This window comes from Rhodoferax sp. LS1P39, assembly GCF_056521425.1.
Map to the genome: position 1 here is coordinate 185,038 of NZ_JBWMAV010000002.1, position 25,872 is coordinate 210,909.

A 25,872-nucleotide genomic window follows, 5' to 3' on the forward strand; every position below is an offset into this window, starting at 1 on the left:
CTGCGTCTCCTTAGATGTCAAACAGCAAGCGGGCTGGGTCTTCCAGCGCTTCTTTCATGGCCACCAGGCCCAGCACGGCTTCGCGGCCGTCGATGATGCGGTGGTCGTAGCTCATGGCGAAGTAGTTCATCGGGCGCACCACGACCTGGCCGTTTTCGACCACGGCGCGGTCCTTGGTGGCGTGGATGCCCAGAATCGCCGACTGTGGCGGGTTGATGATGGGTGTGGACAGCATGGAGCCGAAGGTGCCACCGTTGGAGACGGAGAAGGTGCCGCCGGTCATGTCGTCCATACCCAGCTTGCCTTCGGCCGCCTTCTTGCCGAATTCGGCGATCTTCTTCTCGATGTCGGCAAAGCTCATCTGGTCGGCGTTGCGCAGAATCGGCACCACCAGGCCACGGGGCGAGCCCACGGCGATACCGATGTCGAAGTAGCCGTGGTAGACGATGTCGTTGCCGTCCACGCTGGCGTTCAGCACCGGGAACTTCTTCAACGCGTGCACCGCGGCCTTGACGAAGAAGCTCATGAAGCCCAGCTTGCAGCCGTGTTCTTTCTCGAAGCGCTCTTGCATGCGCTTGCGCATGTCCATCACCGGGGCCATGTTGATCTCGTTGAACGTGGTCAGGATGGCGTTGGTGGATTGCGATTGCAGCAGGCGCTCGGCCACGCGGGCACGCAGGCGGCTCATGGGCACGCGCTGCTCGGGGCGGTCGCCCAAATCAGGGGCCACGGTGGCCACCTGGGCCAGCGACTTGGTGGGCACGCCGGTGGGGATCACCGAAGCGGTGACCTTGGGGGCAGCCACAGCCGCCAGCACATCACCCTTGGTGACGCGGCCATCTTTGCCGGAACCGGCCACCGAGCCAGCGGCCAGGGCGTTGTCGGCCATCAGCTTGGCGGCAGCGGGCATGGGCACACCGGCCATGGAGGTGCTTGCAGCGGCAGGTGCGGGCGCGGGGGCGGCGGCAGCGGCGGTAACGGCAGCGGCAGCCGCTACAGAGCCGGGCACGGGTGCCGCAGCACCGGCTTTGGCTTCGGTGTCGATGCGGGCAATCAGTTGCTCGGCCATCACGGTGCTACCGTCACCCATCAGCAGCTCGGTGATCACACCGGCAGCAGGTGCGGGCACTTCCAGCACGACTTTGTCGGTTTCGACTTCAATCAGGATTTCGTCGATGGACACTGCGTCGCCCACCTTCTTCTTCCACTGCAACAGGGTGGCTTCGGCCACGGACTCGGACAGTTGCGGAACTTTTACTTCTACGATAGCCATTTAAATTTCTCCAAATCTTCCAACGAGGGGCGCAGGCACTGCACCGCATAGCGGCGGTGCAGTGGCGGATGCAGCCTATTTATTTTTTGGGTTACTTTGTAAGGACAAAGCCTTTGAGCTTGCCGAACGCGCCATCCACCAGCGACTTTTGCTGGTCCTGGTGCAGGTGCGAGTAACCGGCAGCAGGCGATGCGGATGCTGCACGGCCCGAGTAGCCCAGCTTCTGGCCTTCGCTCATGTTTTCATGCAGGTAGTGCTGCACGAAGAACCAGGCACCCTGGTTTTGCGGCTCGTCCTGGCACCACACCAGCTCGGTCACATTGGGGTACTTCTTGAGCTCGGCGGCAAAAGCCTTGTGCGGGAACGGGTAGAGCTGTTCCACGCGCAGGATCACCACGTCGTCGGCGCCCTTTTCTTCGCGCTTCTTGGTCAGGTCGTAGTAAACCTTGCCCGAGCAGGCGACGATGCGCTTGACCTTGTCGGCCTTGAGTTCTTTGCTCTCCGGAATGACGGTCTGGAAACCGCCCTTGGTGAACTCGCTCAAAGGCGATGCCGCATCCTTGGCGCGCAGCAGCGACTTGGGTGTCATGATGACCAGGGGCTTGCGCAGGTTGCGCACCATCTGGCGGCGCAACAGGTGGAAGATCTGGCTGGCGGTAGTGGGCTGCACCACTTGCATATTGGTGTCGGCGCTCAGTTGCATGAAGCGCTCCAGGCGGGCCGAGCTGTGCTCGGGGCCCTGGCCTTCGTAGCCGTGCGGCAGCATCAGGGTGATGCCGTTGACGCGGCCCCACTTGACTTCGCCGGAAGCAATGAACTGGTCGATCACCACCTGGGCACCGTTGGCGAAGTCGCCAAACTGGGCTTCCCAGATCACAAAGGTGTTCGGGTCGTTGGAGGCGTAGCCGTATTCGAATGCCAGCACCGCCTCTTCGGACAGGATGGAGTCGATCACGGTGAACGGTGCCTGGCCGTCGGCCACGTTTTGCAACGGGGTGTAGGTGCCTTCGTCGAACTTTTCACGGTCCTGGTCATGGATGACGGCGTGGCGGTGGGTAAAGGTGCCACGGCCACAGTCTTCACCGCTCAAACGCACCGGGTAGCCGCTGGCCACCAGGGACGCAAAAGCCATGTGCTCGCCCATGCCCCAGTCCACCGGAATGTCGCCCCGGCCCATCGCGGCGCGGTCGTCGTAGACCTTTTTCACCAGCGGGTGCGGGGTGATGTTGACGGGGATGGCCGTCATCTTCTCGGCCAGGCGTTTCCACTCGGCCAGGGGTATGGCGGTGTCGCCTGCGTCGGTCCACTTGCGGTTCAGGTACGGCGACCAATCGACCGCGTACTTGCTCTTGAAGTTGGTGATGACCGGGTTGAAGGTGTTGATACCGGCATCGAGTGCGGCGCGCATGGCCTTGACCATGTCGTCGCCCAGCGTGTCGCCCAGGCCCTGCGCAGCCAGCTTGTCGGCGTACAGCTTGCGGGTGCCGGGGTGCTTGGCAATCTTGCGGTACATCAGCGGCTGGGTCATGGCCGGTGTGTCTTGCTCGTTGTGGCCGAGTTTGCGGAAGCAGATGATGTCCACCACCACGTCGCGTTGGAACTCCATGCGGTAGTCCAGGGCGATCTGGGTGGCCAGCACCACGGCTTCGGGGTCGTCGCCATTCACGTGCAGCACCGGCGCTTCGATCATCTTGACCACGTCGGAGCAGTACAGCGTGGAGCGGCTGTCGCGCGGGTCGCTGGTGGTGAAACCGATCTGGTTGTTGATCACGATGTGCACCGTGCCGCCCGTGAAGTAGCCACGGGTTTCGGCCAGCGCCAGGGTTTCCATCACCACGCCCTGGCCGGCAAAGGCCGCGTCGCCGTGCACCAGCACCGGCAGCACCTGCTTGCCCAGCGGGTCGCCACGGCGGTCCATGCGCGAGCGCACCGAACCTTCCACCACGGGGTTGACGATTTCCAGGTGCGAGGGGTTGAAGGCCAGCGTCAAATGCACCGGGCCGCCAGGGGTGGACACGTCGGAGCTGAAGCCCTGGTGGTACTTCACGTCGCCAGAGGGCAGGTCTTCGGGGGCAGTGTGGTCGAACTCGGCGAACAAATCGGCAGGCACCTTGCCCAGCGAGTTGACCAGCACGTTCAGGCGACCCCGGTGGGCCATGCCGATGACGATTTCTTGCAGGCCCTTGGTGCCGCCGGTTTGGATGAGTTCGTCCATCGAGGCGATGAAGCTTTCGCCGCCTTCGAGCGAGAAACGCTTTTGGCCGACAAACTTGGTGTGCAGGAAGCGCTCCAGGCCTTCGGCAGCGGTCACGCGGTCCAGGATGTGCAGCTTCTTCTCTTTGGAGAAATTGGGTTTGCTGCGGATGCTTTCCAGCTTTTGCTGCCACCAGCGCTTTTTGCTCTGGTCGCTGGTGTACATGTATTCGGCGCCGATGGTGCCGCAGTAGGTTTCACGCAGGGCGTTCATCAGGTCGCGCAGCGACATGGTTTCTTTGCCGAAGAACGTGTTGCTGGTGTTGAACACGGTTTCCTGGTCGGCATCGGTGAAGCCGTAGAAGGCCGGGTCCAGCTCAGGGATGTGTTCGCGCTCGGTGCGTTTGAGCGGGTCCAGATCGGCCCAGCGCACACCGACGTTGCGGTAGGCGGCAATCAGCTGCTGTACGGCGGTGCGCTTGCGGCCCATTTCGGAGTCGGCGCTGGCCACCACCACCTTGGTCTGGCCTTTTTTGGCGCGTTCGGCAAAGGCATTGACCACGGGCAGATGTGGCACGTCTTTGGCATTGCTGCCATCCACGGCGGGCACATTCTGGAGCGCGTCAAAGTAGTCGCGCCAGTTGTCGGGCACGCTGCCGGGGTTGTCGAGATAGTTTTCGTAAAGCTCTTCGACATAGGGCGCATTGCCGCCGAAGAGATAGGTGTTGCCCTGGTAGGCGCTGTACACCGAAGACACTGGATCACTCATATTCCGCTGACCTCCGTTTCCCTGAAGGAAACATTAGCTGGTTAAAGCTGGGTTTAATTAACCTTCCGCGACACGGCTGGACCGATTGGCGGATGCGACTGTGGCAGGAAGGGCCTAGTTCGGTGCGGATTATCACCCCAATGCACACAGTAACCGCAGGGTTACAGGCAAAGAACAGGTGAATGCTCTGCTTTTGATAGCTGCTTGTGCCGGTGGAATAAGCACAAGCGGCATTTTTTATTTAAATTTGCGTGTGGTGCGGGTGAAACATCACCAGGACTTACGCAAGTTCCCCCTGTAAGCCCGAAGGGCGATACAGGGGCGCCGCGTAAGTCCTAATCACTTGACCAAGGCCTGGATGGCCTTGAAATCGGCGTGCTCGGCAGTGCGCAGCCACTCGAACAGCACCATTTCGGTGGTCACCAGTTCGGCACCGGCACCGGCCAGCCGGTCAAACGCTGCGTCGCGGTTGCGCTCGGTGCGCGAGCTGCAGGCATCGGTGACCACCCAGACCTCGAACTCGTCTTCCAGCAAATCCAGCGCGGTTTGCAGCAGGCAGATGTGGGCCTCGCAGCCTGCGATGACGATGGTGTTGCGCTCTTCCCCGGCGCTGGACTTTTGCAGGTGCTTGGGCAGGCTGCGGGCGTTGCCCTGCACCGGCTTGGCGGGCGGGCGCAGCCATTCGCCCAGGCCCTCTTCCACGCCGCTGAACTGCATCTTGCTCAGCGTGTTGCGGCACAGGGCACGCAGTTCGGGCGGGTTCTCGCCCAGCTTGGACGGGTTTTGCTCCGTGCCCCAGGCGGGCACATCCAGCAAGTCGGCGGCCTGTGCCAGCCGCAGGGCGTTGGCGACGACCGCCGCGTTGTCAAAAATGGCGGGCAGCAGGCGGGTTTGGTAATCGACCAGCACCAGCTGGGATTCGGAGGCATCGAGCAACATGGGGTTCCTAAGGAATGGCAGCCCCCAATTAAACCGCAGTTGCCAGCGCCTCCTTGGGCTCCAAAGCCCGCCCGGTCAGCGAGGCCAGCAGCGCCAGCCCCAGCGGCCAGTCGCCGTGGCCCGAGGCGATATTGATGTGCCCTGCATCCGGCATGCGCACCAGCTCGCTGCCCCAGGCGCGCGCGTAGGCCCCGGCCAGCCGCACCGGGCAATACGGGTCGTTGCTGCTGGCTACGAGCACGCTGCGGTACGGCAGCCGGGCGTAAGGAACGGGCGCAAAGTCACTCAGCACGGCCCGGCGCTCCGGGTCGGCCGGAGCCACCAGCAACGCGCCCTGGATGCGCTCCACCGCCTCGGGCGGCAAATGGGCTGTGGCGATGCAGCCCAGGCTGTGCGCCACCACCACCACCGGGCCGGGGCGCTCCAGGATGGCGTGGCTGATGGAGCGGGTCCAGGCGGCGCGGGACGGGGTGATCCAGTCGTCCTGGTCCACCCGCTCCACCCCGGCAAACTGCTCGGCCCACAGGCTTTGCCAATGGCCGGGACCCGAGTTGCGCCAGCCGGGGACGATGAGGATGCGGGGCGTTGTCATGGCCCGGATTGTGGGCAAGATGAGCCCAGAAACAAACAACCGAATCGTGGTTTGCATATGCGCATGAGCTCAGAACCAAAAGGTCTAAAGGATGGTTTTTCCATGCCCTCGCCATGGTTTGAACATTTCGCCTTACTATTGGCGAAGACATTCCTCGGAGGACTTTATGAACGAAGTCGTTTTTGAACACGTCCCCCTGAGCGATCTGCCCCCTGCATGGCGCGCCAAGCTGTCTGGGGCACCTTTGGACCGCCTGATGCAGGTAACGGTGCGAATCGAAGAAGAGCCTGTGCACCCTGTTGCCACCGATGCCAGCGCCCTGTCGGCCATGACTTCCAACCCCTTGTTCGGCATGTGGCGCGACCACGACGGCCTGGCCGACGTGGCGACCCATGTGCGTGCGCTGCGGGCCACCCGCTTCCAGCCTGATGGCACACGCCGGGTGCCTGGCGATGCTGATTGATACCGATGTGCTGATCTGGATGGGCCGTGGGCACGAAGGTGCGGCGCTGCGTTTGTCGCGGATACAGCCTTGGCGTTTGTCGGTAGTGACTTATATCGAGATGGCCCAGGGCTGCCGCAACAAGCAAGAACTGCTGACCTTCAAAAAAGGTCTTGCCATGGCCCACGCCGAGGTGCTGGCGCTGACACCCACCATTTCAGATACTGCCATGGGTCTGATTGATGGCTTCGCCCTCTCGCATGGCCTGCAACTCGGCGATGCTTTGATCGCAGCCACGGCCATCGAGCACGGACTGACGCTGCTGACCTGCAACGCCAAACATTTTGCGCATCTGCCGCAACTCCAACACGAGAAATTTTCAGTATAAAAAGAGCCGCCTGCGCTTATCAAATAAGCACAAGCAGCTCTTCTATCCATAGCACTACCCGTTGCGTCGTGCGGAAGCCAGACGCTTCACCACCGCCACCATCAGGTCGATTTCGGCGAAGGTGTTGTAGAACGCCAGCGAGGGGCGCACGGTGGTTTCCACGCCCATGCGGCGCAGGATGGGTTGGGCGCAGTGGTGGCCGGTGCGCACCGCAATGCCCTCCTCGTTCAGCGCCTTGCCGACTTCTTCGGTGCTGTAGCCTGCCAGCACGAAAGACATGACGCTGGCCTTGTCGTGGGCGGTACCGATCAGGCGCACACCGGGGATGGCTCCTAGCGCCTGCATGCCGTAAGCCACCAGCTCGTGTTCGTAGCGGGCGATGTTCTCGATGCCCACCTTGTTCACGTAGTCGATGGCCGCGCCCAGGCCTACCGCGTCGGCGATGTTGCCGGTGCCCGCCTCGAACTTGTTCGGGATGGGCTGGAACACGGTTTTCTCGAAGGTCACATCGGCAATCATGTTGCCGCCGCCTTGCCACGGAGGCATGTCTTCCAGCACCTCGCGCTTGCCCCAGACCACGCCGATACCGGTGGGGCCAAAGACCTTGTGACCGGAGAAAACGAAGAAATCGGTCCCGATGTCCTGCACGTCCACCCGCATGTGCGAGATGGATTGCGCGCCATCCACCAACGCCTTGGCACCGGCACGGTGGGCCAGTTCTACGATCTCCTTCACCGGCACCACGGTACCCAGGGCGTTGGAAACCTGCGTCACGGCCACGATCTTGGTCCGGTCATTGAGCAGCTTGCGGTATTCGTCCAGCAGCACCTGGCCACTGTCGTCCACCGGGATCACGCGCAGCTTGGCACCTTTGGCGGCGGCGAGTTGCTGCCAGGGCACGATGTTGGCGTGGTGCTCCAGGTTAGAGACGATGATTTCATCGCCCTCGCCCACGTGCTGGCCGCCCCAGCTTTGGGCCACCAGGTTGATGGCTTCGGTGGTGCCGCGCACAAAGATCACTTCGTTCACGTCCGGCGCGTTGATGAACTTCTTCACCCGCTCCCGAGCGGCCTCAAAAGCATCGGTGGCGCGGGCGGCCAGGTCATGGGCGGCGCGGTGGATGTTGGAGTTCTCGTGCGCGTAGAAATAGGCGATGCGGTCGATCACCGACTGGGGCTTGTGCGTGGTGGCGGCGTTGTCGAACCACACCAGCTGCTTGCCCTTCACCCGCTCCTGCAGGATGGGGAAGTCACGGCGCACGGCGTGCACGTCGAACGCGGGATGGGCACCGCCCTGGTAAGCCGGTACTTCGCGTGCGCGGGGCGTGGCTGGCGTGACGTAACCGTTCGGCAGCGTGACCGCATCCACAAAGTAGAACGCGGGCGTGTTTTGCGGCACCGGTGGGGCCTTGGGGGCGCTGGCCGTGGGCACGGCGGGCGGCTGGAACGGCTGGCTGCTCAGGGCATCCAGACTGGACGGCGCACCCTGCGGTGGACCCAGCTTTTCGGCCACAAAGTAAAACGGTGAACCAGACGCTTCCGGCACGCCTTGCAGCACACCACCCACGCGCGGGTCGTAGCCCGGCACAGCGCTGACCGCCGTATCGGGCACGCCGTTACCGGCCTGGGCATGGGGCAGCAGCGCGGGTGCGCGGTTGCCCAGGTTCAGCACCTGGCTGGGCGACGACGGCAGCAGGTTGGTGCCCGGAATCTGGCCCTGCGGAATCGGCGTACCCGGCACGCTGGGGCCGAAGCCCGCAGAGCTGGACAGCGGCGAGCCCGGTGGTGCGATGTTGGCCGGGAACTGTGCCCCCGGCGCTGCCTGCCCAGCTGAACCAGGAAGAGCCTGGAACAGCGCGCTGGCCATGGCCGCCAACGCCGCCGGGTCGGGCAAGCCCGCTGGCAAGTTGGGTTGTGGAATGTTCGCCATGTCGGTTTACTTGTAGGTATCGGCGTAGTCGTGGTACTTGCCGATTTCCACGTCGTCCAGCACGGCCAGCGCGTCGGTGGTCAACACGGCCAGCGAGCAGTACAGCGAGATCAGGTACGAGGCAATCGCCTGGTCGTTGATGGCCATGAAGCGTACCGACAGGCCGGGCGCTTGCTCGCCGGGCAGACCGGGCTGGAACAAACCAACGACACCCTGGCGCTTGTCGCCCACGCGCAGCAGCAAGATCTTGCTCTTGCCGTCGGCCACCGGCACTTTGTCCGAAGGAATCAGCGGCACACCGCGCCAGGTGATGAACTGCGAACCAAACAGGCTCACGGTGGGCGGTGGCGTGCCACGGCGGGTGGCTTCGCGTCCAAAGGCGGCAATGGCCAGCGGGTGCGCCAGGAAGAAAGCGGGCTCTTTCCAGACCTTGGTCAGCAGCTCGTCCAGGTCGTCGGGCGTGGGCGCGCCGGTCAGGGGGAAGATGCGCTGTGCGTCCGTCACTTGCGACAGCAGGCCGTAGTCGGGGTTGTTGATCAGCTCGCTTTCCTGGTTTTCCTTGATGGTCTCGATGGTCAGGCGCAATTGCTCTTTGATCTGGTCGTGCGGGCTGCTGTAGAGGTCAGAGATGCGGGTGTGCACGTCGAGGATGGTGCTGACCGCGTTCAGGAAGAACTCGCGTGGCTGCTCTTCGTAGTCCACAAAAGTGCGGGGCAGCTGGTTCTCGGTCTGGCGGGCGGTGCAGGTAACCTTGATGGACTCGGGGTTCTTCACCTTGTTCAGGCGGTAGATACCGGCTTCCACTGGCACCCACTGCAGCAAATGCGTGAGCCAGCGGGGCGAAATGGTTTCCAGCTGGGGCGCGGTCTTGGTCGCGTTGGCTAACTGGCGCGCGGCGCTGTCGCCGAGGGTGGTGATTTGGCTGCTCATGGAAAACTCCCTTGGATTGAAAAAGAAAAGAAAACGGGGGTGGGGGGCGGCGCGCAGCCGGTGGGGCCGGGCACGCCGCGTTCAAGATGTCAGAACGGCCTGCAGTGTCTGGTGCCTGGAGGCATCTTTCAACATGCTATAGCCGCCAAATGGATGCGTTGGGCGGTGCGGCGCTGGGCAATCTGGTCGCAATGCGCCAGCAGCACCGACAGCGAAACCCCCAGCGCGCGGGCCAGCTTGTCGGCGGTGACGATGGACGCAATGGCCCGCCCGCGCTCAATTTCACCCACGTACGAGCGGTTCAGGTCGGAGTGCTCGGCCAGTTGCTCCTGTGACCAGCCCTGGGCTTCGCGCAACTGGCGCACCACCACACCCAGGCTCTCCACAATCGCACTCATGCAGTCACAGGTTCCAACGGTGCGGATGCGGCGGGGCGGGGTTCCTGCCGCGAGCTGGCCTGTGTCACATGGGCACCGGGTGCCACGTCGTGGGTCAGCCACACATTGCCGCCGATGCTGGCACCCTGCCCCAGCGTCACCCGGCCCAGCACGGTGGCCCCGGCGTAGATGACCACCTCGTCTTCCACGATGGGGTGGCGCGGCTGGCCCTTTTCCAGGTGGCCCTGGGCATCGGTGCTGAAGCGCTTGGCCCCCAGCGTAACGTTCTGGTAGATCCGCACCCGCGCACCGATGCGCGCCGTCTCGCCGATCACCACGCCGGTGCCGTGGTCGATGAAGAAGCCCGGGCCGATGCTGGCACCGGGGTGGATGTCGATGCCGGTGGCGCTGTGCGCCAGCTCGGCCACGATGCGTGCCAGCAGCGGCAGGCCCTGGCGGTACAACTGGTGGGCCAGGCGGTGGTGCAGCATGGCCAGGATGCCGGGGTAGCACAGCAGCACCTCGTCCACACTGCGGGCCGCCGGATCGCCATGGAAGGCGGCCAGCACGTCGCTGTCGAGCAGGCGGCGGATGCCGGGCAAGGCCTGGGCAAACTGCTGCACCACCTGGGTCGGCTGCGTGCCGACCGGCACGTCCTCCACCAGGCGCAGCTCCAGCCGCACCTGGGCCAGCAGGCCGTGCAGGGCCGCGTCCAGGGTGTAGCCCACATAGAAATCTTCGCTTTCCTGGCGCAGGTCCACCGGGCCCAGGCGCATGGGAAACAGCACGCCCTTGAGCGAATCCACAATGCCCGCCAGCGCATTGCGCGACGGAAACTCACGCCCGCCCGGCTCGCTGGAGCGCCCCTGCGCCGCGCGCCATTCGCTGCGCACGCCGTGCAGGGCCTGCACCACGTGGCCGATGTCAAAAACCGGCGCGGCCATCAGTCTTGCACCCACGGCAGATTGTGGAAGCGCCAGCCGTCGTCGCCACCGCGGTGCTGCTGGCCGTCGATCTCGCCTTCAAAGCCTTCGAGCACGTTGAAGACGCGCGTCAGGCCCGCCTTGGCTGCGGCTTCGGCCGCCAGGGCCGAGCGCTTGCCGCTGCGGCACAGCAGCAGGACCACCGCCTCCTTGCCGCCGACCTTGGCCTCCAGCTCGCGGGCGAAGCGCGGGTTGCGCGTCAGGCTGGTGCCGGTGGCCCAGGCCACGTGGGCGCTGCCGGGCACGTGGCCGACAAACTTGCGCTCTTCCGCCGTGCGCACGTCCACCAACTGGGCCGCACCAGCTTCAAACAAACGCCAGGCCACTGCCGGGCTGACACCGCCCGCGTAAGGCAAATTGGTAGACAGAGCGACCGCGCGGGCAGACTCGAGTTCGGGGGGCAGGCTGATCAATTCAGCGATAGCGCTAGACATGGCAACTCCTGTGGTTTGGCCCCGCACACCTGCGTGCGGGGTTGTTGGAAGCCACTGTAGAAGCCCTGCCGCCAATCTCAAACGACTAAGAAATCAGTTCTAAACAACGAAAACATCCGTAGGACAATCCAGCATGGAAAAAATCAGCACAGGGAGCCGCCGCGTAGACATGGTGGTCTACCCCGGGTTCAAGGCCATCGAGGCCATCGGCGCGATGAGCGTGTTCGAGTACGCCAACCTGCACCTGGTGCAGGAGGGCCGCCCCACGGGCTATGCGGTGCACATCGTGTCGGTGGCGGCGGGCCCGGTGGCCTCCGACACCCACATGCTGCTGCAGGCGCAGGCACTGCAGGCGGACGACCTGCCGCACACGGCCATCATCGTGGGGGCGCGGCAGATCGAGGTGGCGCTGGCGGCCCACCCGGCCATCGTGGACTGGGCGGTGGCCGTGGCACCGCGTATCGAGCGCCTGGTGGCCCTGTGCTCGGGCAGCTTTTTTCTGGCGGCTGCGGGCGTGCTGGACGGCCTGCCCGCCACCACCCACTGGAGCGTGGCCGCCCTGCTGCGCGAGAAGTTTCCCAAGGTGCAGGTACAGGCCGACGCGATCTACCTGCGCTCGGGCCGGTTGTGGACATCGGCCGGGGTCACCGCCGGGATTGACCTGGCGCTGGCCCTGGTGGAAGAAGACTTTGGCCGCGGCCTGGCGCTGCAGGTCGCGCGCGACCTGGTGGTCTACCTCAAGCGCCCGGGAGGGCAGTCGCAGTTCAGCGTGCACCTGAGCAGCCAGAGCACCAGCCACCCCGGCATCCGCGCCATCCAGGACTGGGTGCTGTCCAACCTGTCACTGCCGCTGGACGTGGCCCTGCTGGCCGACCGGGCAGCCATGAGCGAGCGCAACTTTCGCCGCGTGTTCGCCAAAGAGGTGGGCAGCAGCCCGCTGCAGTTCATCGAATCTGCCCGGCTGGAAGCGGGCCGCCGCCTGCTGGAAGAAGGCGACCTGCCGCTGAAGTCCATCGCCGGGCGCGTCGGTTTTGCGTCCGAGCAACCGCTGCGCAAGCTGTTCCTCAAACGCCTGGGCGTGGGGCCGCAGGCGTACCGCGAACGCTTTGGCGGGGCCCGGCCTTAAAGCTCTTTTAAGCCGCCTTGCGCAGCTTGGCGACTTGCGTGGCCAGCACGTCCATCAGCGTGGGCGACAGGCAATCGTAGGTTTCCAGCCCTACCCCGTGCAGCTCCTTGCGGATGTCCGCCATCTGCTCGGGCGGGGTGCCGGTTTCGATGATGGACGACACAAAGGCCGCAAACTCCGGCCCGGTCCATCCGGTCTCTTTGGACAGCTCGGTGTGGATGAAGTCCAGCCCGTAAAACGCATGGTCCTTGTTCTCGATGCGGCCAAACAGGTGCACGCCGCAGGCCTTGCAGGCATGGCGCTGGATGGTGGCGCTGGCATCCACCACGTGCAGTTTTTCCGGGCGCGATGTGACGTGCACCTTGTCACGCGGGACCACGCCCACGATGGAGAACAGCGCGTTCGCGGGCTTCCAGCACTTGCTGCAGCCACAGGCATGGTTGTGCGCCACCTGGGACTCCACCCGGACCACCACCGGGTCGTGGCTGCAATGGCAGGTCAGCGTGCCGCCGCTGAAACCCGCTGCGCCGGGCTGTTTGCTTTGGCCGATGGCCGGGTGCAAAGCTAAGAGGCTCATGTTGTTGTCTCCTGGAAGTTCACGCGGAACGGCCGCGCACCGATTCTGGAAGTTAGAACAGCACCACACCCCGAATCGACTCACCACTCTTCATCAAGTCAAACCCCTTGTTGATGTCCTCCAACGGCATGGTGTGGGTGATCAGCGGGTCGATGCTGATCTTGCCCTCCATGTACCAGTCCACGATCTTGGGCACATCGGTGCGCCCACGCGCGCCACCAAAGGCCGAGCCTTCCCATTTGCGACCCGTGACCAGTTGGAAAGGCCGGGTGCTGATTTCTGCCCCGGCTTCGGCCACGCCGATGATGATGCTGCGGCCCCAGCCCTTGTGGGTGCATTCCAGCGCCTGGCGCATCACCTGGGTGTTGCCTATGCACTCGAAGCTGTAGTCGGCCCCGCCGTCGGTGAGTTGCACGATGGCATCGACAACATTCGGCACTTCCTTGGGGTTGATGAAGTGGGTCATGCCGAACTGGCGCGCCATGGCTTGGCGCTCGGGGTTGATATCCACCCCGATGATCTTGTCGGCGCCCACCATCTTGGCCCCCTGGATGACGTTCAGGCCGATACCGCCCAGGCCGAAGACGACCACGTTGGCACCGGCTTCGACCTTGGCGGTGAACAGCACGGCGCCAATGCCGGTGGTGACACCGCAGCCGATGTAGCAAACCTTGTCAAACGGTGCGTCCTTGCGGATCTTGGCCAGCGAGATTTCTGGGGCCACGGTGTAGTTGCTGAAGGTGGAGGTGCCCATGTAGTGGAAGATGGGTTTGCCGTCCAGGCTGAAGCGGCTGGTGGCATCGGGCATCAGGCCTTTGCCCTGGGTGCCGCGGATGAGTTGGCACAGGTTGGTCTTGCGGCTCAGGCAGAACTTGCACTGGCGGCATTCGGGGGTGTACAGGGGGATGACGTGGTCGCCCTTTTGGAGCGTGGTCACACCGGGGCCTACGTCCACCACAATGCCTGCGCCTTCGTGGCCCAGGATGGCGGGGAAGATGCCTTCGGGGTCGGCACCGCTCAAGGTGTAGTAGTCGGTGTGGCAGATGCCGGTGGCTTTGATCTCGACCAGCACTTCACCGAATTTGGGGCCGTCCAGGTCCACGGTTTCGATGGTCAGGGGGGAGCCTGCTTTCCAGGCGACGGCGGCTTTGGTTTTCATGGGGTATCTCTTGCAATGCACAGGTTTCGGGGCTGGCAGCCGGTGCTGCCTTCGCCGCGAATGTAATGCTGCATCGCCCCGCGTTTCGGCACAAGCGGGCAGGCCCTGGCCCACTTGGCCGCCCCAGGGCGCAAGTTGGCCGAAATGAACCGTTGCCTGTGTTTTTACCTACGCTACATTTTTAGTAGCTGGTAGCGCCAATGGAATAAGCGCTAGAGCCCGATTTTTTATACATCTCAGGCCGCAACACCTGCAGCGTCGAACACGCCTTCAAACAGCACCGAGCTCAGGTAGCGTTCGCCCGAATCCGGCAGGATGACCACAATCGTCTTGCCCGCGCTCTCGGGCTTTTTCGCCCAGCGCACCGCCGCCGCTACCGCCGCGCCGCAAGAGATCCCCGCCAGAATGCCTTCATCACGGGCCAGGCGGCGGGCGTATTCCACGGCTTCATCAACGCTGACCTGCTCGATGGCATCCACCAGCGACAAATCCAGCACATCGGGCACAAAGCCTGCGCCTATGCCCTGGATCTTGTGCGGCCCGGGTTTGATTTCTTCGCCCGCGCGCTTTTGCGTCAGCACCGGGCTGGCCGTGGGCTCTACCGCCACCGAAATAATGGCTTTGCCCTGGATCTGCTTGATGTAACGCGACACGCCAGTGATGGTGCCGCCGGTGCCTACGCCGGAGACCAGAATGTCAATCTGGCCATCGGTGTCCTGCCAAATTTCCGGGCCGGTGGTGGTGGCGTGGATGGCCGGATTGGCCGGGTTCTTGAACTGCTGCAGCAGCACGTACTTGGGGTCGCTGGCCGCGATTTCCTCGGCTTTGGCGATGGCCCCTTTCATGCCCTTGGCACCTTCGGTGAGGACCAGCTTGGCACCATAGGCCAGCAGGATCTTGCGCCGCTCGATGCTCATGGTCTCGGGCATGGTCAGGGTGATGGGGATGCCCTTGGACGCCGCCACAAAGGCCAGCGCGATGCCGGTGTTGCCGCTGGTGGGCTCGATGATTTCCTTGCCGGGGCCGAGCAGACCGCGCTTTTCCGCGTCCCAGATCAGCGCTGCGCCGATGCGGCATTTCACCGAATACGCCGGGTTGCGCCCCTCGATCTTGGCCAGCACGGTGGCTGCGGCTCCGTCGGTGATGCGGTTCAGGCGCACCAGCGGCGTGCGGCCAATCGACAGGGAGTTGTCGGCATAAATCGAGGACATGGCAGTGCTTTCTAGATGGATAAAAACGGCCACTCTAGGGCGAAAGCAGGCGCGCACCAACGACTTAAAAATCAGTTGTAAACAAGCAAATCGTCTGTGGTCCGGTTATGCGATTTCCTCGCTTGCATATCCCAAATGCTTCGTTCACGGCGGCGATTTAGCTCTCTACATTCGGGCTCCTCACCACTTACAGGAAATCCACACCATGCACATTCGCCCCTCCGTTGTTTTGGCCGCCACGCTCGCCACATCCTTGTTTGCCCACGCCGCCTGGGCCGACCAGGTGGACGACATCAAGAAGAAAGGCGAGATCGTGATTGGCGTACTCGGCACGGACGAACCCAACAGTTTCGTAGACCCTAAAACGCGCGAGATCGTGGGCTACGAGGTGGACATCGGCAACGCCATCGCCAAGAAACTGGGCGTGAAGCCGGTGTTCAAGCAACTGGCCGTGGCCGCCCGCATCCCAGAGCTACAGCAAGGCCGGGTGGACATCCTGGCCGCCTCGCTCACGCACAACAAGGAGCGTGAAGCGCAGATCGATTTCTCGCTAACCACCTTTGTCACCGGCCAGAAGGTGCTGGTCAAGACCAGCAGCGGCATCACCGACCTGCCCGCGCTCAGCGGCAAGAAGGTGCTCACCGTCAAGGGCGGCACGCAAGAGCCCAACATCCGCAAAGCCGTCCCCGGCGTGGACGTGGTGACCTTCGAGACCACCCAGCAGGCCTTTCTGGCGCTGCAACAGGGCAAAGGCGTGGGCTATGTGAACGACGAGGCCTCGCTGGTCAACGACCACGCCAAGCTGGGCGCGGCCAAGAAAGACTACGCCATCCTGTCGCAAAGCATCAGCGTGGAGCCGCTGGCGCTGGGCCTGAAGAAGGGCGAGAAAGGTCTGAAGACCCTGGTGGACGGCGTTCTGCGCGACCTGGAAAGCTCGGGCGATGCCAACAAGCTGTTCGTCAAATGGTACGGGCCTGAGACCAAGCTGCAGTTCGACAAGCGCACCTTCAAAATCGACAGCGACCAGATCTAAACCCTTTGGTACCCACAACAGGCCGCACTGCGGCCTGTGCCTATTTCCATGTTGAATTTTGATCTGAACCTGCTGCGCGCCGGGCAGTACCACGACTGGCTGGTCAGCGGCATTGTGCTGTCCTTGCAACTGGCGGCTACCACCCTGGTGCTGGCGCTGCCGCTGGGCGCGGCCATTGCCTTGCTGCGCCTGTCGCCGCTAAGGCTGCTGCGTGGCCTGGGCTGGCTGTATGTGGAAAGTATCCGCAATGTGCCGCTGCTGGCGCACCTGTTGTTCTGGTACTTCGGTGCGCCCGAGCTGCTGCCCGATGCCCTGAAGGAATGGCTGTACGCCCGCAATATCGAAGCCATCAGCGCCGTGGTGGCGCTCACGCTGTACACGGCAGCCTACATGGCCGAAGACATCCGCAGTGGCATCCGCGCCATACCCACGGTGCAAACCGAGGCGAGCCGTGCGCTGGGCTTTGGCTTTCTGGCCACCATGCGGCTGGTGGTGCTGCCGCAGGCGCTGCGCGTGACCATCCCGCCACTGCTGTCGCAAACCCTGAACCTGTGGAAGGACACCAGCGTGGCCACCGTCATCGGCGTGGCCGAGATGATGTACCAGGCGGCCAAGGTCGAGTCGGCCACCTTCCGCAGCGCCGAAGCGTTTGCCTTTGCCACCAGCGCCTACCTGCTGGTGTCGCTGGCCATTACCGGACTGGGCGCGTGGTACCACCACCGCTACCCGGTGCGCACCGTTTAGGGCCACCAGCATGTGGGAGCTTATCCAGACCTACTGGGTCTATTTTCTGGTCGGGCAGTACCCGAACGGCCCCCTGGGCGGGCTGGCGCTGACGGTGCTGCTGGCCGCGCTGGCGCTGCTGTTGTCGCTGCCGCTGGGCATAGCTCTGGGCCTGGCACGGGTCAGCCCCTGGCGCGCCATCCGCTGGCCGGTCACTGCCGGGGTGTACATCGTGCGCGGTGTGCCGCTGCTGATGGTGATCTTCTGGGCCTACTTCTTTCTGCCCAGCCTCACCGGCCACAAGACCGACCAGTTCAGCACCATGCTGATGGCCCTGGTGGTGTTTGACAGCGTGTACCTAGCCGAGATCGTGCGCGCAGGCATCCAGGGCATTCCCAAGGGCCAGGTGGAAGCAGCCCGCTCGCTGGGTTTTGGCTATCTGGCCACCATGCGCCTGGTGGTGCTGCCGCAAGGCTTGCGCCACATGCTGCCCTCGCTGGTGAACCAGTTTGTGGCCACCATCAAGGCCACCTCGCTGGGCTACATCATCGGGCTGACCGAGGTGTCCTTCATCGCCGCGCAGATCAACATGCAGGTGTTCACCCAGAGCACCGCCGTCTACACCCTGCTGGCGCTGGCCTATTTTGTTTTGTGCTTTGGCCTGTCGCGATGCGCCTACTGGCTGGAGCAACGCACCCACACCGTGAGAGTTTCCGCATGATCCAGCTGCACAACGTCAACAAATGGTACGGCGACTACCACGCCCTGGTGGACGTGAGCGAGACCATCGCGCGCGGGGAGGTGGTGGTGGTCTGCGGGCCGTCCGGCTCGGGCAAGTCCACCCTGATCCGCACGCTGAACCGGCTGGAATCCATCCAGTCCGGCAGCATCCAGCTGGGCGGCCAGAACATCTACCGCCGGGGCGTAGACGTAAACCAGTTGCGCTCGGGCATCGGCTTTGTGTTCCAGCAGTTCAACCTGTTCCCGCACCTCACCGCGCTGCAAAACTGCACCCTGGCCCCGCTGCGCCTGCGCGGCCTGCGCCCGGCCGTGGCGCGCGAAGAAGCCTTGAACCTGCTGGAGCGCGTAGGCCTGGCGCACAAGGCCGATGCCTTTCCAGCCGCGCTATCGGGCGGCCAGCAGCAGCGCGTGGCGATTGCGCGGGCCCTGGCCATGCGCCCGCCGCTGATGCTGTTCGACGAACCCACCAGCGCGCTCGACCCCGAGATGGTGGGCGAGGTGCTGCAGGTGATGCGCTCTCTGGCCCAGGACGGCATGACCATGGTGTGTGTGACCCACGAAATGGGCTTTGCCCGCGAGGTGGCCGACCGCGTGCTGTTCATGGACCAGGGCCGGGTGCTGGAGCGGGCCACGCCGCAGGACTTTTTCAGCCAACCGCAGCACCCACGGGCGCAGCAGTTTCTGGCCGACATCCGGCAGTAGAGTTTCTTAAAACGGCTTGTCGCCCACGATGGTCGCCCGGTGCATCACGCGGCGGTGCGGCAGGTAGTCCACCGTGGCGTAGTGCTGGGTCAGCCGGTTGTCCCAGAAGGCCAGGTCAAACTGCTTCCAGCGCCAGCGCACGGTGAACTCGGGCTTGGCGATGTGGACACGCAAAAAGGCCATCACCGCATCGCTCTCCTTCTTCTCCAGCTCGACGATGCGGCTGGTAAAGCCCTCGTTCACGAACAGGCCGCGCCGCCCGCTGACAGAGTGGGTGCGCACCGCCGGGTGCACCACCGGCGGGTTCTTGGCACAGGCGGCCTCCCAGCGCTGCCGCTCGTCGGGTGTGCGGGCATAGCGCCAGGCCGGGAACGACTGGGCAAAGTCGTGCTCGGCGTGCAGCGGGTCGATGAAGCGCCGAAACGGCTCCGACAAAGCCTCGTAGGCCGCAATGCCGCTGGCCCACAGCGTGTCGCCGCCGGATGGGGGCAAATGCCGGGCCGACAACAAAGCCCCCATGGGCGGGGTGTCGATGAAGGTCACATCGGTGTGCCAGTTGTCGTTGTCGGGCGGGTTGTCCAGGTCGGTGTCCAGCAGGATGATCTCGCGGGCCTCGGCGTGCTGCGGGTAGATGGGGTGAATGTGCAGACTGCCAAAACAGGCCGCCAGGTCGCGGTGCTGGGGTGCGGTGAGCGGTTGGTTTTCAAAGAACAGCACGTGGTGCTGGAGCAGCGCCGCCAGCAGCGCGTCGCGCTGGGGGTCGTTCAAGGGGAGGGTCAGGTCGATATCGGACACCAGCGCACCAATGGTGGGGCCGAGGGCTTGCACTTGCATGGATTCACTTTGCAGAAAACGAAACCACCACGGTAGCGGCCCAGGCGAGCGTTGCCAACGACGCGTTCCACATGTGCTTATGCGGATATTGCTGCAGGCAAAAAAATGGCTGGTGGCCCGCATGCAAGCCACCAGCCTAAGTTCCCACAGTTGCCCTCTACAAAAATTTAAATGAAAAGTGCCTCCCGCGCTTATTAATTCAGCGCAAGCAGCTCCTTTTAACATAGCATCAGCTAGCCAGCGCCTCCACCTGCTGGCTGCCGCCCACCAGTGCAAAACCTGCCGCAAACCAGGCATCGGTGCCGCCGGTCAGCACCGACACGTTCAACCAACCCAGGCGCACCAATGTGGCAGCGGCCAGGTGGGCGCGGGTCTCGTCGGCATCGACCAGCACGGTGCGCGTGCCGCGGTTGGGTACCAGGCGCTCAATCCATTGCTCCAACCGCTCCAGCGATGCGGACACGGTATAGGGGATGTGGCCAACAAGACGCTCGGCCTTTTCGCGCACGTCCAGCACGGCAATGTCGTGGCCATCCTCCAGCGCAGCTTGCAAAGCCTGGGGCGCAATGCGCGCATGGCGGATCAACGCGGGTGGCGCAAAGGTGCGGTAGCTGCCGCCATCCGTACCGGCGAACACCACCCGGTTCACCAGCCGGTCCAGTGCCAGGCCATAGAGGTGGAGATGCAGGCCGGGCGTGCCGTCCAGCAGCACGATGGTATGCACCTCGTCGGGGGTCAGCGTGACCGAGGTGCCGGGCACCACGTCGATAGTGCGCAGCGGCTCCAGGCGGTCCTGCGCCGGGTCGTCGGTGGGCTGGCGGCCATACACCACGTTGCGCTCTTTCCCCTGCACCCCGGCAATGATGGCCCAGGTGGTGTGGTCGTGCGGCGGCTGGCCCTTGCCCGGCAACGCGGCCGAGATGTAGAGCGCATAGCGGCCATCGGCATCTTCGGCCAGGCGGTAGATGTGGGCCGGGTCGGCGACCGACACCGGAAAGTGCGCGGGCACAAACAAATCCTGGCGCAGGCCCAACTGTTCCAGCGCCCGGGCCACCGCAGCCAACTGCGCGGGCTGGGCCTGCGCGGGGTTGGGCAGCAGGCCGCGCACGGTGTCCAAAAACACGCTGATGGCCTGGGCGCGCTGGCTGGCAATGTCGGAACCAAAGGAGGTTGGCAGGTGGGGCATGGTGGGCATCCGGTATATCAATGGAGCCAAGCGTAAGTCTGCCCCCTGCCGCTGCCAACGAAGCAAAACGTTTATGCATATGCGGCTACCCCACGCCGCCAACCCCTCAGACAGTTACGCCATATCGAATCTACGATTTGTTAGTTTGTGTAAACCACGATCTGGCAAATAATCAAATTCAGTTATTAAATATGGCACTCTTATATGAATTTCCAGCAATTGCGCTCCGTCCGCGAGACCGTGCGGCGCGGTTTTAACCTCACCGAGGTGGCCAACGTGCTGCACACCTCCCAGCCCGGCGTGAGCCGCCAGATCCGCGAGCTGGAGGAAGAGCTGGGCATCGAGCTGTTTGTGCGCGCAGGCAAACGCCTCACCGGCCTGACCGACCCTGGCGGCCATGTGCTGCCCATCATCGAGCGCATGCTGCAAGACAGCAGCAACCTGCGCAAAGCCGGAGAAGAATTCGTCTCGCGACAAAGCGGCATGCTGTCGATTGCCGCCACCCATTCCCAGGCCCGCTACGCCCTGCCCATGGCGGTGCAGGAGTTTCGCAGCCAGTTCCCCAACGTCACCCTGCACCTGCACCAGGGCTCGCCCGCGCACGTGGCCGAGATGCTGCTGTCTGGCGAGGCCGACGTGGGCATTGCCACCGAGGCGCTCACCCAGTACGACGAACTGGTCGCCCTGCCCTGCTACCCCTGGACGCACTCGGTCATCGTGCCGCCCGGCCACGCGCTGCTGGACGGCCCGCTGACGCTGGAGCAACTGGCCCGCTACCCGCTGATCACCTACGACAACGGTTTCACCGGCCGCACCCGCATCGACCAGGCCTTTGCGCAACAGCAACTGGTGCCGCACATCGCCATCGCCGCCATGGATGCCGACGTGATCAAGACCTATGTGGAGCTGGGCATGGGCGTGGGCATCGTGGCCTCCATCGCCTTCGAGGCCGAACGCGACCTGGCCCTGCGCGCCGTCGATGCCGGCCACCTGTTCGGCATCAACATGACCAAGCTGGCCGTGCGGCGCGGGGCCTATCTGCGGGGGTATGTGTACGCGTTCATTGAGTCCTTTGCGCCCACGCTGGACCGGGGGGCGGTGGAGCAGGCGCTGGCGGGGAATGCGGAGGCGATCAATTATGTGATTTGAGGGAGGTGCCACTTCCCCGCATATCCATATCTGAAACCCTTCCTTCCCCCACCCCGTCCACGCCACTAAGGTGTTGAAGTTCTTCAACTTTTCGGAAAGCGCCACCATGGCCAGACAACTCAAATTTGGATTCGTGCTGCACGGGGTGGGCGCAGGCTGGGGCGATTGGCGCCACCCGGAGGCGGTCACCGATGCCAGCGTCAACTTCAAGTTCTACACCCAGCAGGCGCAACTGGCTGAGCAGGGCCGGTTTGACTTCTTGTTTGTGGCCGACAGCGTGCACATCACGCCGCGCTCCAGCCCGCATTACCTGAACCGCTTCGAGCCGCTGACGATTTTGTCGGCGCTGGCGGCGGTGACCTCGCACATCGGCCTGGTGGCCACCGTCACCGCCAGCTACAGCGAGCCCTTCACCGTGGCACGGCAGTTCGCCTCGCTGGACCACATCAGCAACGGCCGCGCGGGCTGGAACGTGGTCACCTCGTGGCTGGACGGCAGCGCCCGCAACTACAGCAAGCCCACCCACTACGACCACGACGTGCGCTACGCACTGGCCAAGGAACACCTGGGCGTGGTGCAAGGCCTGTGGGATTCGTGGGAAGACGACGCGCTGGTGCGCGACAAGGCCACCGGCGTGTTCTTCGACCCCGCCAAGCTGCACCGGCTGGACCACAAGGGCGACTTCTTTGCAGTCGAAGGCCCGCTGAACATCAGCCGCTCGCGCCAGGGCCAGCCGGTGATCTTCCAGGCCGGAGCCTCCGAAGACGGCAAGCATTTCGCTGCCACCCAGGCCGATGCCATCTTCTTCCACGCCGACACCCTGGAAGAAGCCCAGGCCTACTACCGCGATGTCAAAGCCCGCGTGGCCGCTGCGGGCCGCAACCCCGACGCCGTACACCTGCTGCCCGGCATCCGCCCCATCGTGGGCCGCACCGCCGAGGAGGCCGAGCGCAAGTACGAAGAATCCGCCGCCCTGGTGCCCATCGAGAACGCCATCGCCGCGCTGGCCCGGCCCTTCAACGACCACGACTTCTCGGCCTACCCGCTGGATGCCCCCTTCCCCGACCTGGGCGACCTGGGCCGCAACAGCCAGCAAAGCGCCAGCGACCGCATCAAGCAGGTCGCCAAGGACAAAGGCTGGACGCTGCGCGAAGTGGCCCTGTGGCACGCACGCCCCAAGCGCAGCTTCGTCGGCACCGCCGAGCAGGTGGCCGACGAAATCCAGCGCTGGTTCGAGTTGGGCGGTGCCGACGGTTTCAACTTCTTCGAAGCCCTGCCCAACACCTCGCTGAAAGACTTTGTGGCCTTGGTGGTGCCGCTGCTGCAGGCGCGCGGCATCTACCGCACCGAGTACGGCCAGGGCACGCTGCGCGACAACCTGGATTTGCCGGTGCCGGTGAACCGCTATGTGGAGGTGGAAGAGGCCGAGGGCGGCGAGGAGGAAGTGAGCGCCTGCAGTTTGTGAATGAAAAGAGCTGCTTGTGCTGATGGAATGGGCGCGAGCAGCTCTTTATTTGGTAGCGAACGTAACTTTTTTCGGAGGCAATCAAGCGACGGGGTCACCTGGGCTCGTACCCAACACCACGCCGACTGCCTCGCCGTGTGGAATGGGTGTAAATGGGTGTCTTCATGGTTCTGGCGGGCCCGCCTGCAATGGCCAAAGACCTGCGAGTCGTGGATAAAAAGAGCTGTCTGTGCTGATGGAACAAGCACGAGCAGCTCTCAATTAAGTAGCATGGCGACCGGGTAGCCCCACGCAGTACGATTCAGACGATACAGCCCCCCTCTCACCATGACCCGATCCATTTACTTCATCACCCACCCCAACGTCGTCATCAGCCGCGACGTACCGGTCCCGCAATGGCCCCTGTCTGAACTGGGCAAGCAGCGTATGCGCCAATCGCTGCGCCAGCCCTGGGTGGCCGACATCACCGCCGTCTATTGCAGCACAGAGCAAAAAGCCATCGACGGCGCGGCCATCCTGGCGGAGCACCTGTCGCTGGGCTTCACCCAGGTGGAAGATCTGGGTGAGAACGACCGCAGCGCCACGGGCTTCCTGGTGCCCGCAGAGTTTGAGCAGGTAGCCGATGCCTTCTTTGCCCAGCCCAACGTGTCCGTGCGCGGCTGGGAGCGAGCGGTGGACGCACAGGCGCGCATCGCATCGGCCGTTGCCCGCATCGCCGCCCAAGACACCACTACGGGTGCCATCGCCATCGTGTCCCACGGGGCCGTGGGCACCCTGCTCTACTGCCAGCTTACCGGCCAGGCCATCAGCCGCCGCTTTGACCAGCCGCCCAACAACGGGGGCAACTACTTCCGGTTTTCCCTGTCGCCGCCGCACGTGCACGCATGGTGGCAACCCATCGATGGGCCCGCCAGCAGCACGGCAGCTTCCACCGGGCAGACCGGCTAGCGCCTCCCGGGGCGGTGCACGCCTGGTGTTAAATTTCAGCCCAGCACCGCCCGCGTCCACCCACACAGGAGCATCCATGCAAATCACCGTGTCCACCGTTGTCGCCGCACCGATCGCCTCCGTCTGGGCCGCGTACAACAACCCCGAAGCCATCAAGGTCTGGAACACCGCCTCGCCCGACTGGCACACCACGGCCTCCACGGTCGATCTGCGGGTGGGCGGCCAGTTCTAGTCGCGCATGGAAGCCAAGGACGGCTCGTTTGGCTTCGACTTTGCAGGCGAGTACACCAAGGTCGAGGCACCCCACCTGCTGGAGTACCGCTTTGGCGAGCGCACCGGACGCGTGGAATTTGCCGAAGGCCCCGCCGGTGTCACCGTGACGGTGACCTTCGATGCCGAAGACACCTACCCCGAAGAGCAACAGCGCACGGGCTGGCAGGCCATCCTGGACAGCTTTGGGCGTTACGTGGTGGCGGGCAAGGCTTGAGGGGTCTCTTCCGAACATAAAGTTCGATGAAAAAAGTACCGCTCGTGCTTATAGAACTGCCACTGACAGCTATATATTCGAGAGCTGTCACACAGAACGCTTATCCATCTGTAGATCGGGTCACTACAGGCTCTAGACGACAAATATTGAGACGCTTGAGCACAACGAACTTCTAAACCATAGTCCATCGTTGGCCGAGACATTCTGCTGAACGACAATCCTGAAAAATCAGAACTGTCTATGCTCAAGATCACTAGCACCCTTATCGCACTCCTCCTGAGCTTCTGTGTTCATGCCCAAGAAATGACCATCAAGGTCTGGAAGCCAGGAATGGGCTCCATAGTTATGAATATCAACAGCTATATTGTCCAGCTAGAAGGAACGATTGATGCCGGGGCCCCAGCCCGCCTACAGGCCCAGCTAGACCGGCTGCCGCGCAACCAGACCACTTACTACCTAAATTCACCTGGTGGCAACCTAGCTGCTGGCCTGCAGCTCGGACGCATTATCAGGAAGACAGGCCTTTCCACCAATGTTGGAACCTTCAACGGCGAAGGAGAGAAGCCTAGTCCCGGTGTTTGCTATAGCTCGTGCTCCCTTACTTTCTTGGGTGGCCTCTACAGGTATCCGACCACTGGATCAAGGTACGGAGTGCACAGGTTCTCCAGTACCAGTTCGTCCCCACGGGATCTGGAGCTGGCCCAAATCGTCTCCTCCCAAATCACGGCCTACATGAAGGAAATGGACGTGGACACCGGTCTATTTGACCTGATGGCAACCGCCTCCAAAGACGAAATCTATGTGCTGACCACCAAGCAAATGGTTGACCTGAACGTGGTCAACAACGGCAGGCTGAAGCCCAGGTGGAGCATTGATGCGATAGACAACACCCTTTACCTCCGAGGCGAGCAATCCACGGTCTGGGGCTTAGGTCGACTCCTCTTTGTGTGCGGCAAGGGAGTGGTCATGACGGCGATCACAGGGGTAGACAGAGAACAAGCCGCCTCCATGCAACGGGGTGAATGGCTTCACTCCATGTTGCTTGACTCCGAAACATCTCCACTCGAGGGCGACAAAAAGGCCATGCGGTATGACGGCAACTACCTGTTCACCTACAACACTTTGTCTGTGAGCCAAGCCAGAAGTCTGAGCATGGCAAACAGTATCGGCTATGCCATGCAGGTAACAAGAGAAGCACCTAGCTTCGTAGGCCTCATGATCGACGTGCCCCAGCAGGACAAGGGCCGAATCTCAGCTTTCGTCAGTAACTGCAAGCAGTGAG

At 63.4% G+C, this 25,872-nt stretch carries 25 protein-coding genes and 1 pseudogene; 12 read left to right on the plus strand and 14 right to left on the minus strand.

Features of this window, described 5'->3' with window-relative positions:
- Window positions 1-10: 10 nt before the first annotated feature.
- The 4 genes from odhB to AC097O_RS04210 form a co-directional block, all read right to left on the minus strand.
- Complete coding sequence (gene odhB, locus AC097O_RS04195; RefSeq protein ID WP_479591624.1) at window positions 11-1,273, minus strand: 2-oxoglutarate dehydrogenase complex dihydrolipoyllysine-residue succinyltransferase; 1,263 nt, start codon at window positions 1,271-1,273, stop codon at window positions 11-13.
- Window positions 1,274-1,364: 91 nt separating this feature from the next.
- Complete coding sequence (locus tag AC097O_RS04200; protein ID WP_479591625.1) at window positions 1,365-4,235, minus strand: 2-oxoglutarate dehydrogenase E1 component; 2,871 nt, start codon at window positions 4,233-4,235, stop codon at window positions 1,365-1,367.
- A gap of 339 nt (window positions 4,236-4,574) precedes the next feature.
- A complete protein-coding gene (locus tag AC097O_RS04205) occupies window positions 4,575-5,174 on the minus strand; it encodes an isochorismatase family protein (RefSeq protein ID WP_367846784.1) in 600 nt (199 codons plus the stop codon).
- 28 nt (window positions 5,175-5,202) lie between these two features.
- Window positions 5,203-5,766, minus strand: a complete 564-nt coding sequence (locus AC097O_RS04210) for an RBBP9/YdeN family alpha/beta hydrolase (protein WP_479591626.1) — start codon at window positions 5,764-5,766, stop codon at window positions 5,203-5,205.
- Between the two features lie 166 nt (window positions 5,767-5,932).
- Here AC097O_RS04210 and AC097O_RS04215 point away from each other — a divergent pair, with 166 nt between their 5' ends.
- Window positions 5,933-6,229: a hypothetical protein gene (locus AC097O_RS04215; protein WP_479591627.1), complete on the plus strand. Its 297-nt coding sequence runs from the start codon at window positions 5,933-5,935 to the stop codon at window positions 6,227-6,229.
- Entirely contained in the window at window positions 6,219-6,596 is a 378-nt protein-coding gene (locus AC097O_RS04220; RefSeq protein ID WP_479591628.1) for a PIN domain-containing protein, read from the plus strand. The genes AC097O_RS04215 and AC097O_RS04220 overlap by 11 nt, the downstream gene beginning before the upstream one ends.
- Window positions 6,597-6,650: 54 nt before the next feature.
- Here the strand turns inward: AC097O_RS04220 and AC097O_RS04225 are convergent, their stop codons facing one another.
- The 5 genes from AC097O_RS04225 to AC097O_RS04245 form a co-directional block, all read right to left on the minus strand.
- The gene (locus AC097O_RS04225) at window positions 6,651-8,525 is read right to left on the minus strand and encodes a family 2A encapsulin nanocompartment cargo protein cysteine desulfurase (RefSeq protein WP_479591629.1); all 1,875 of its coding nucleotides are present in this window, start codon (window positions 8,523-8,525) and stop codon (window positions 6,651-6,653) included.
- 6 nt (window positions 8,526-8,531) lie between these two features.
- Complete coding sequence (locus AC097O_RS04230) at window positions 8,532-9,455, minus strand: family 2A encapsulin nanocompartment shell protein (RefSeq protein WP_479588123.1); 924 nt, start codon at window positions 9,453-9,455, stop codon at window positions 8,532-8,534.
- A 128-nt stretch (window positions 9,456-9,583) separates the two neighbouring features.
- A complete protein-coding gene (locus AC097O_RS04235) occupies window positions 9,584-9,853 on the minus strand; it encodes a helix-turn-helix transcriptional regulator (protein WP_315204037.1) in 270 nt (89 codons plus the stop codon).
- Window positions 9,850-10,776 carry a serine O-acetyltransferase EpsC gene (gene epsC, locus AC097O_RS04240; RefSeq protein WP_479592089.1) on the minus strand — a complete coding sequence of 309 codons (927 nt, stop codon included), beginning with the start codon at window positions 10,774-10,776 and terminating at the stop codon, window positions 9,850-9,852. Before epsC ends, AC097O_RS04235 begins: the two co-directional genes overlap by 4 nt.
- The gene (locus AC097O_RS04245) at window positions 10,776-11,249 is read right to left on the minus strand and encodes a rhodanese-like domain-containing protein (RefSeq protein WP_479591630.1); all 474 of its coding nucleotides are present in this window, start codon (window positions 11,247-11,249) and stop codon (window positions 10,776-10,778) included. The genes epsC and AC097O_RS04245 overlap by 1 nt, the downstream gene beginning before the upstream one ends.
- Window positions 11,250-11,382: 133 nt before the next feature.
- Between AC097O_RS04245 and AC097O_RS04250 the strand changes: the two genes are divergently transcribed.
- On the plus strand, window positions 11,383-12,375 hold the full coding sequence (locus AC097O_RS04250) for a GlxA family transcriptional regulator (protein WP_479591631.1): 993 nt from the start codon (window positions 11,383-11,385) through the stop codon (window positions 12,373-12,375).
- Between the two features lie 7 nt (window positions 12,376-12,382).
- Here AC097O_RS04250 and gfa read toward each other — a convergent pair whose 3' ends face one another.
- The 3 genes from gfa to cysK all read right to left on the minus strand — a co-directional run bounded on the left by gfa (window position 12,383) and on the right by cysK (window position 15,322).
- On the minus strand, window positions 12,383-12,952 hold the full coding sequence (gene gfa, locus AC097O_RS04255; RefSeq protein ID WP_479591632.1) for an S-(hydroxymethyl)glutathione synthase: 570 nt from the start codon (window positions 12,950-12,952) through the stop codon (window positions 12,383-12,385).
- A 52-nt stretch (window positions 12,953-13,004) separates the two neighbouring features.
- Window positions 13,005-14,111, minus strand: coding sequence for an S-(hydroxymethyl)glutathione dehydrogenase/class III alcohol dehydrogenase (locus AC097O_RS04260; protein WP_479591615.1), 1,107 nt, complete (start codon window positions 14,109-14,111; stop codon window positions 13,005-13,007).
- A gap of 236 nt (window positions 14,112-14,347) precedes the next feature.
- Window positions 14,348-15,322 (minus strand): cysteine synthase A, encoded by a 975-nt coding sequence (gene cysK, locus AC097O_RS04265; RefSeq protein ID WP_479591633.1) that lies wholly within the window; start codon window positions 15,320-15,322, stop codon window positions 14,348-14,350.
- A gap of 205 nt (window positions 15,323-15,527) precedes the next feature.
- Here cysK and AC097O_RS04270 point away from each other — a divergent pair, with 205 nt between their 5' ends.
- The 4 genes from AC097O_RS04270 to AC097O_RS04285 are packed head-to-tail and all read left to right on the plus strand — an operon-like array spanning window position 15,528 to window position 18,521.
- A complete protein-coding gene (locus AC097O_RS04270) occupies window positions 15,528-16,355 on the plus strand; it encodes an ABC transporter substrate-binding protein (RefSeq protein ID WP_479591634.1) in 828 nt (275 codons plus the stop codon).
- Window positions 16,356-16,403: 48 nt separating this feature from the next.
- Window positions 16,404-17,099, plus strand: a complete 696-nt coding sequence (locus AC097O_RS04275) for an amino acid ABC transporter permease (protein WP_479591635.1) — start codon at window positions 16,404-16,406, stop codon at window positions 17,097-17,099.
- A 10-nt stretch (window positions 17,100-17,109) separates the two neighbouring features.
- The gene (locus tag AC097O_RS04280) at window positions 17,110-17,799 is read left to right on the plus strand and encodes an amino acid ABC transporter permease (RefSeq protein WP_479591636.1); all 690 of its coding nucleotides are present in this window, start codon (window positions 17,110-17,112) and stop codon (window positions 17,797-17,799) included.
- Window positions 17,796-18,521 (plus strand): amino acid ABC transporter ATP-binding protein, encoded by a 726-nt coding sequence (locus AC097O_RS04285; RefSeq protein ID WP_479591637.1) that lies wholly within the window; start codon window positions 17,796-17,798, stop codon window positions 18,519-18,521. The genes AC097O_RS04280 and AC097O_RS04285 overlap by 4 nt, the downstream gene beginning before the upstream one ends.
- Before the next feature lie 6 nt (window positions 18,522-18,527).
- Here AC097O_RS04285 and tauD read toward each other — a convergent pair whose 3' ends face one another.
- Window positions 18,528-19,355 carry a taurine dioxygenase gene (gene tauD / locus AC097O_RS04290; RefSeq protein ID WP_479591638.1) on the minus strand — a complete coding sequence of 276 codons (828 nt, stop codon included), beginning with the start codon at window positions 19,353-19,355 and terminating at the stop codon, window positions 18,528-18,530.
- Between the two features lie 229 nt (window positions 19,356-19,584).
- On the minus strand, window positions 19,585-20,541 hold the full coding sequence (locus AC097O_RS04295) for a rhodanese-like domain-containing protein (RefSeq protein WP_479591639.1): 957 nt from the start codon (window positions 20,539-20,541) through the stop codon (window positions 19,585-19,587).
- Window positions 20,542-20,745: 204 nt separating this feature from the next.
- On the opposite strand from AC097O_RS04295, the gene AC097O_RS04300 reads away from it, so the two are divergent.
- From AC097O_RS04300 to AC097O_RS04320, 5 genes and pseudogenes are all read left to right on the plus strand, one after another.
- The gene (locus AC097O_RS04300) at window positions 20,746-21,690 is read left to right on the plus strand and encodes a CysB family HTH-type transcriptional regulator (RefSeq protein ID WP_315192423.1); all 945 of its coding nucleotides are present in this window, start codon (window positions 20,746-20,748) and stop codon (window positions 21,688-21,690) included.
- Window positions 21,691-21,796: 106 nt separating this feature from the next.
- Window positions 21,797-23,155 (plus strand): LLM class flavin-dependent oxidoreductase, encoded by a 1,359-nt coding sequence (locus AC097O_RS04305; protein WP_479591640.1) that lies wholly within the window; start codon window positions 21,797-21,799, stop codon window positions 23,153-23,155.
- A gap of 327 nt (window positions 23,156-23,482) precedes the next feature.
- Window positions 23,483-24,103 carry a histidine phosphatase family protein gene (locus AC097O_RS04310; RefSeq protein ID WP_479591641.1) on the plus strand — a complete coding sequence of 207 codons (621 nt, stop codon included), beginning with the start codon at window positions 23,483-23,485 and terminating at the stop codon, window positions 24,101-24,103.
- Window positions 24,104-24,179: 76 nt separating this feature from the next.
- Window positions 24,180-24,590: pseudogene (locus tag AC097O_RS04315) on the plus strand (SRPBCC domain-containing protein).
- Between the two features lie 240 nt (window positions 24,591-24,830).
- Entirely contained in the window at window positions 24,831-25,871 is a 1,041-nt protein-coding gene (locus tag AC097O_RS04320; protein ID WP_479591642.1) for a COG3904 family protein, read from the plus strand.
- Window position 25,872: the final 1 nt, after the last annotated feature.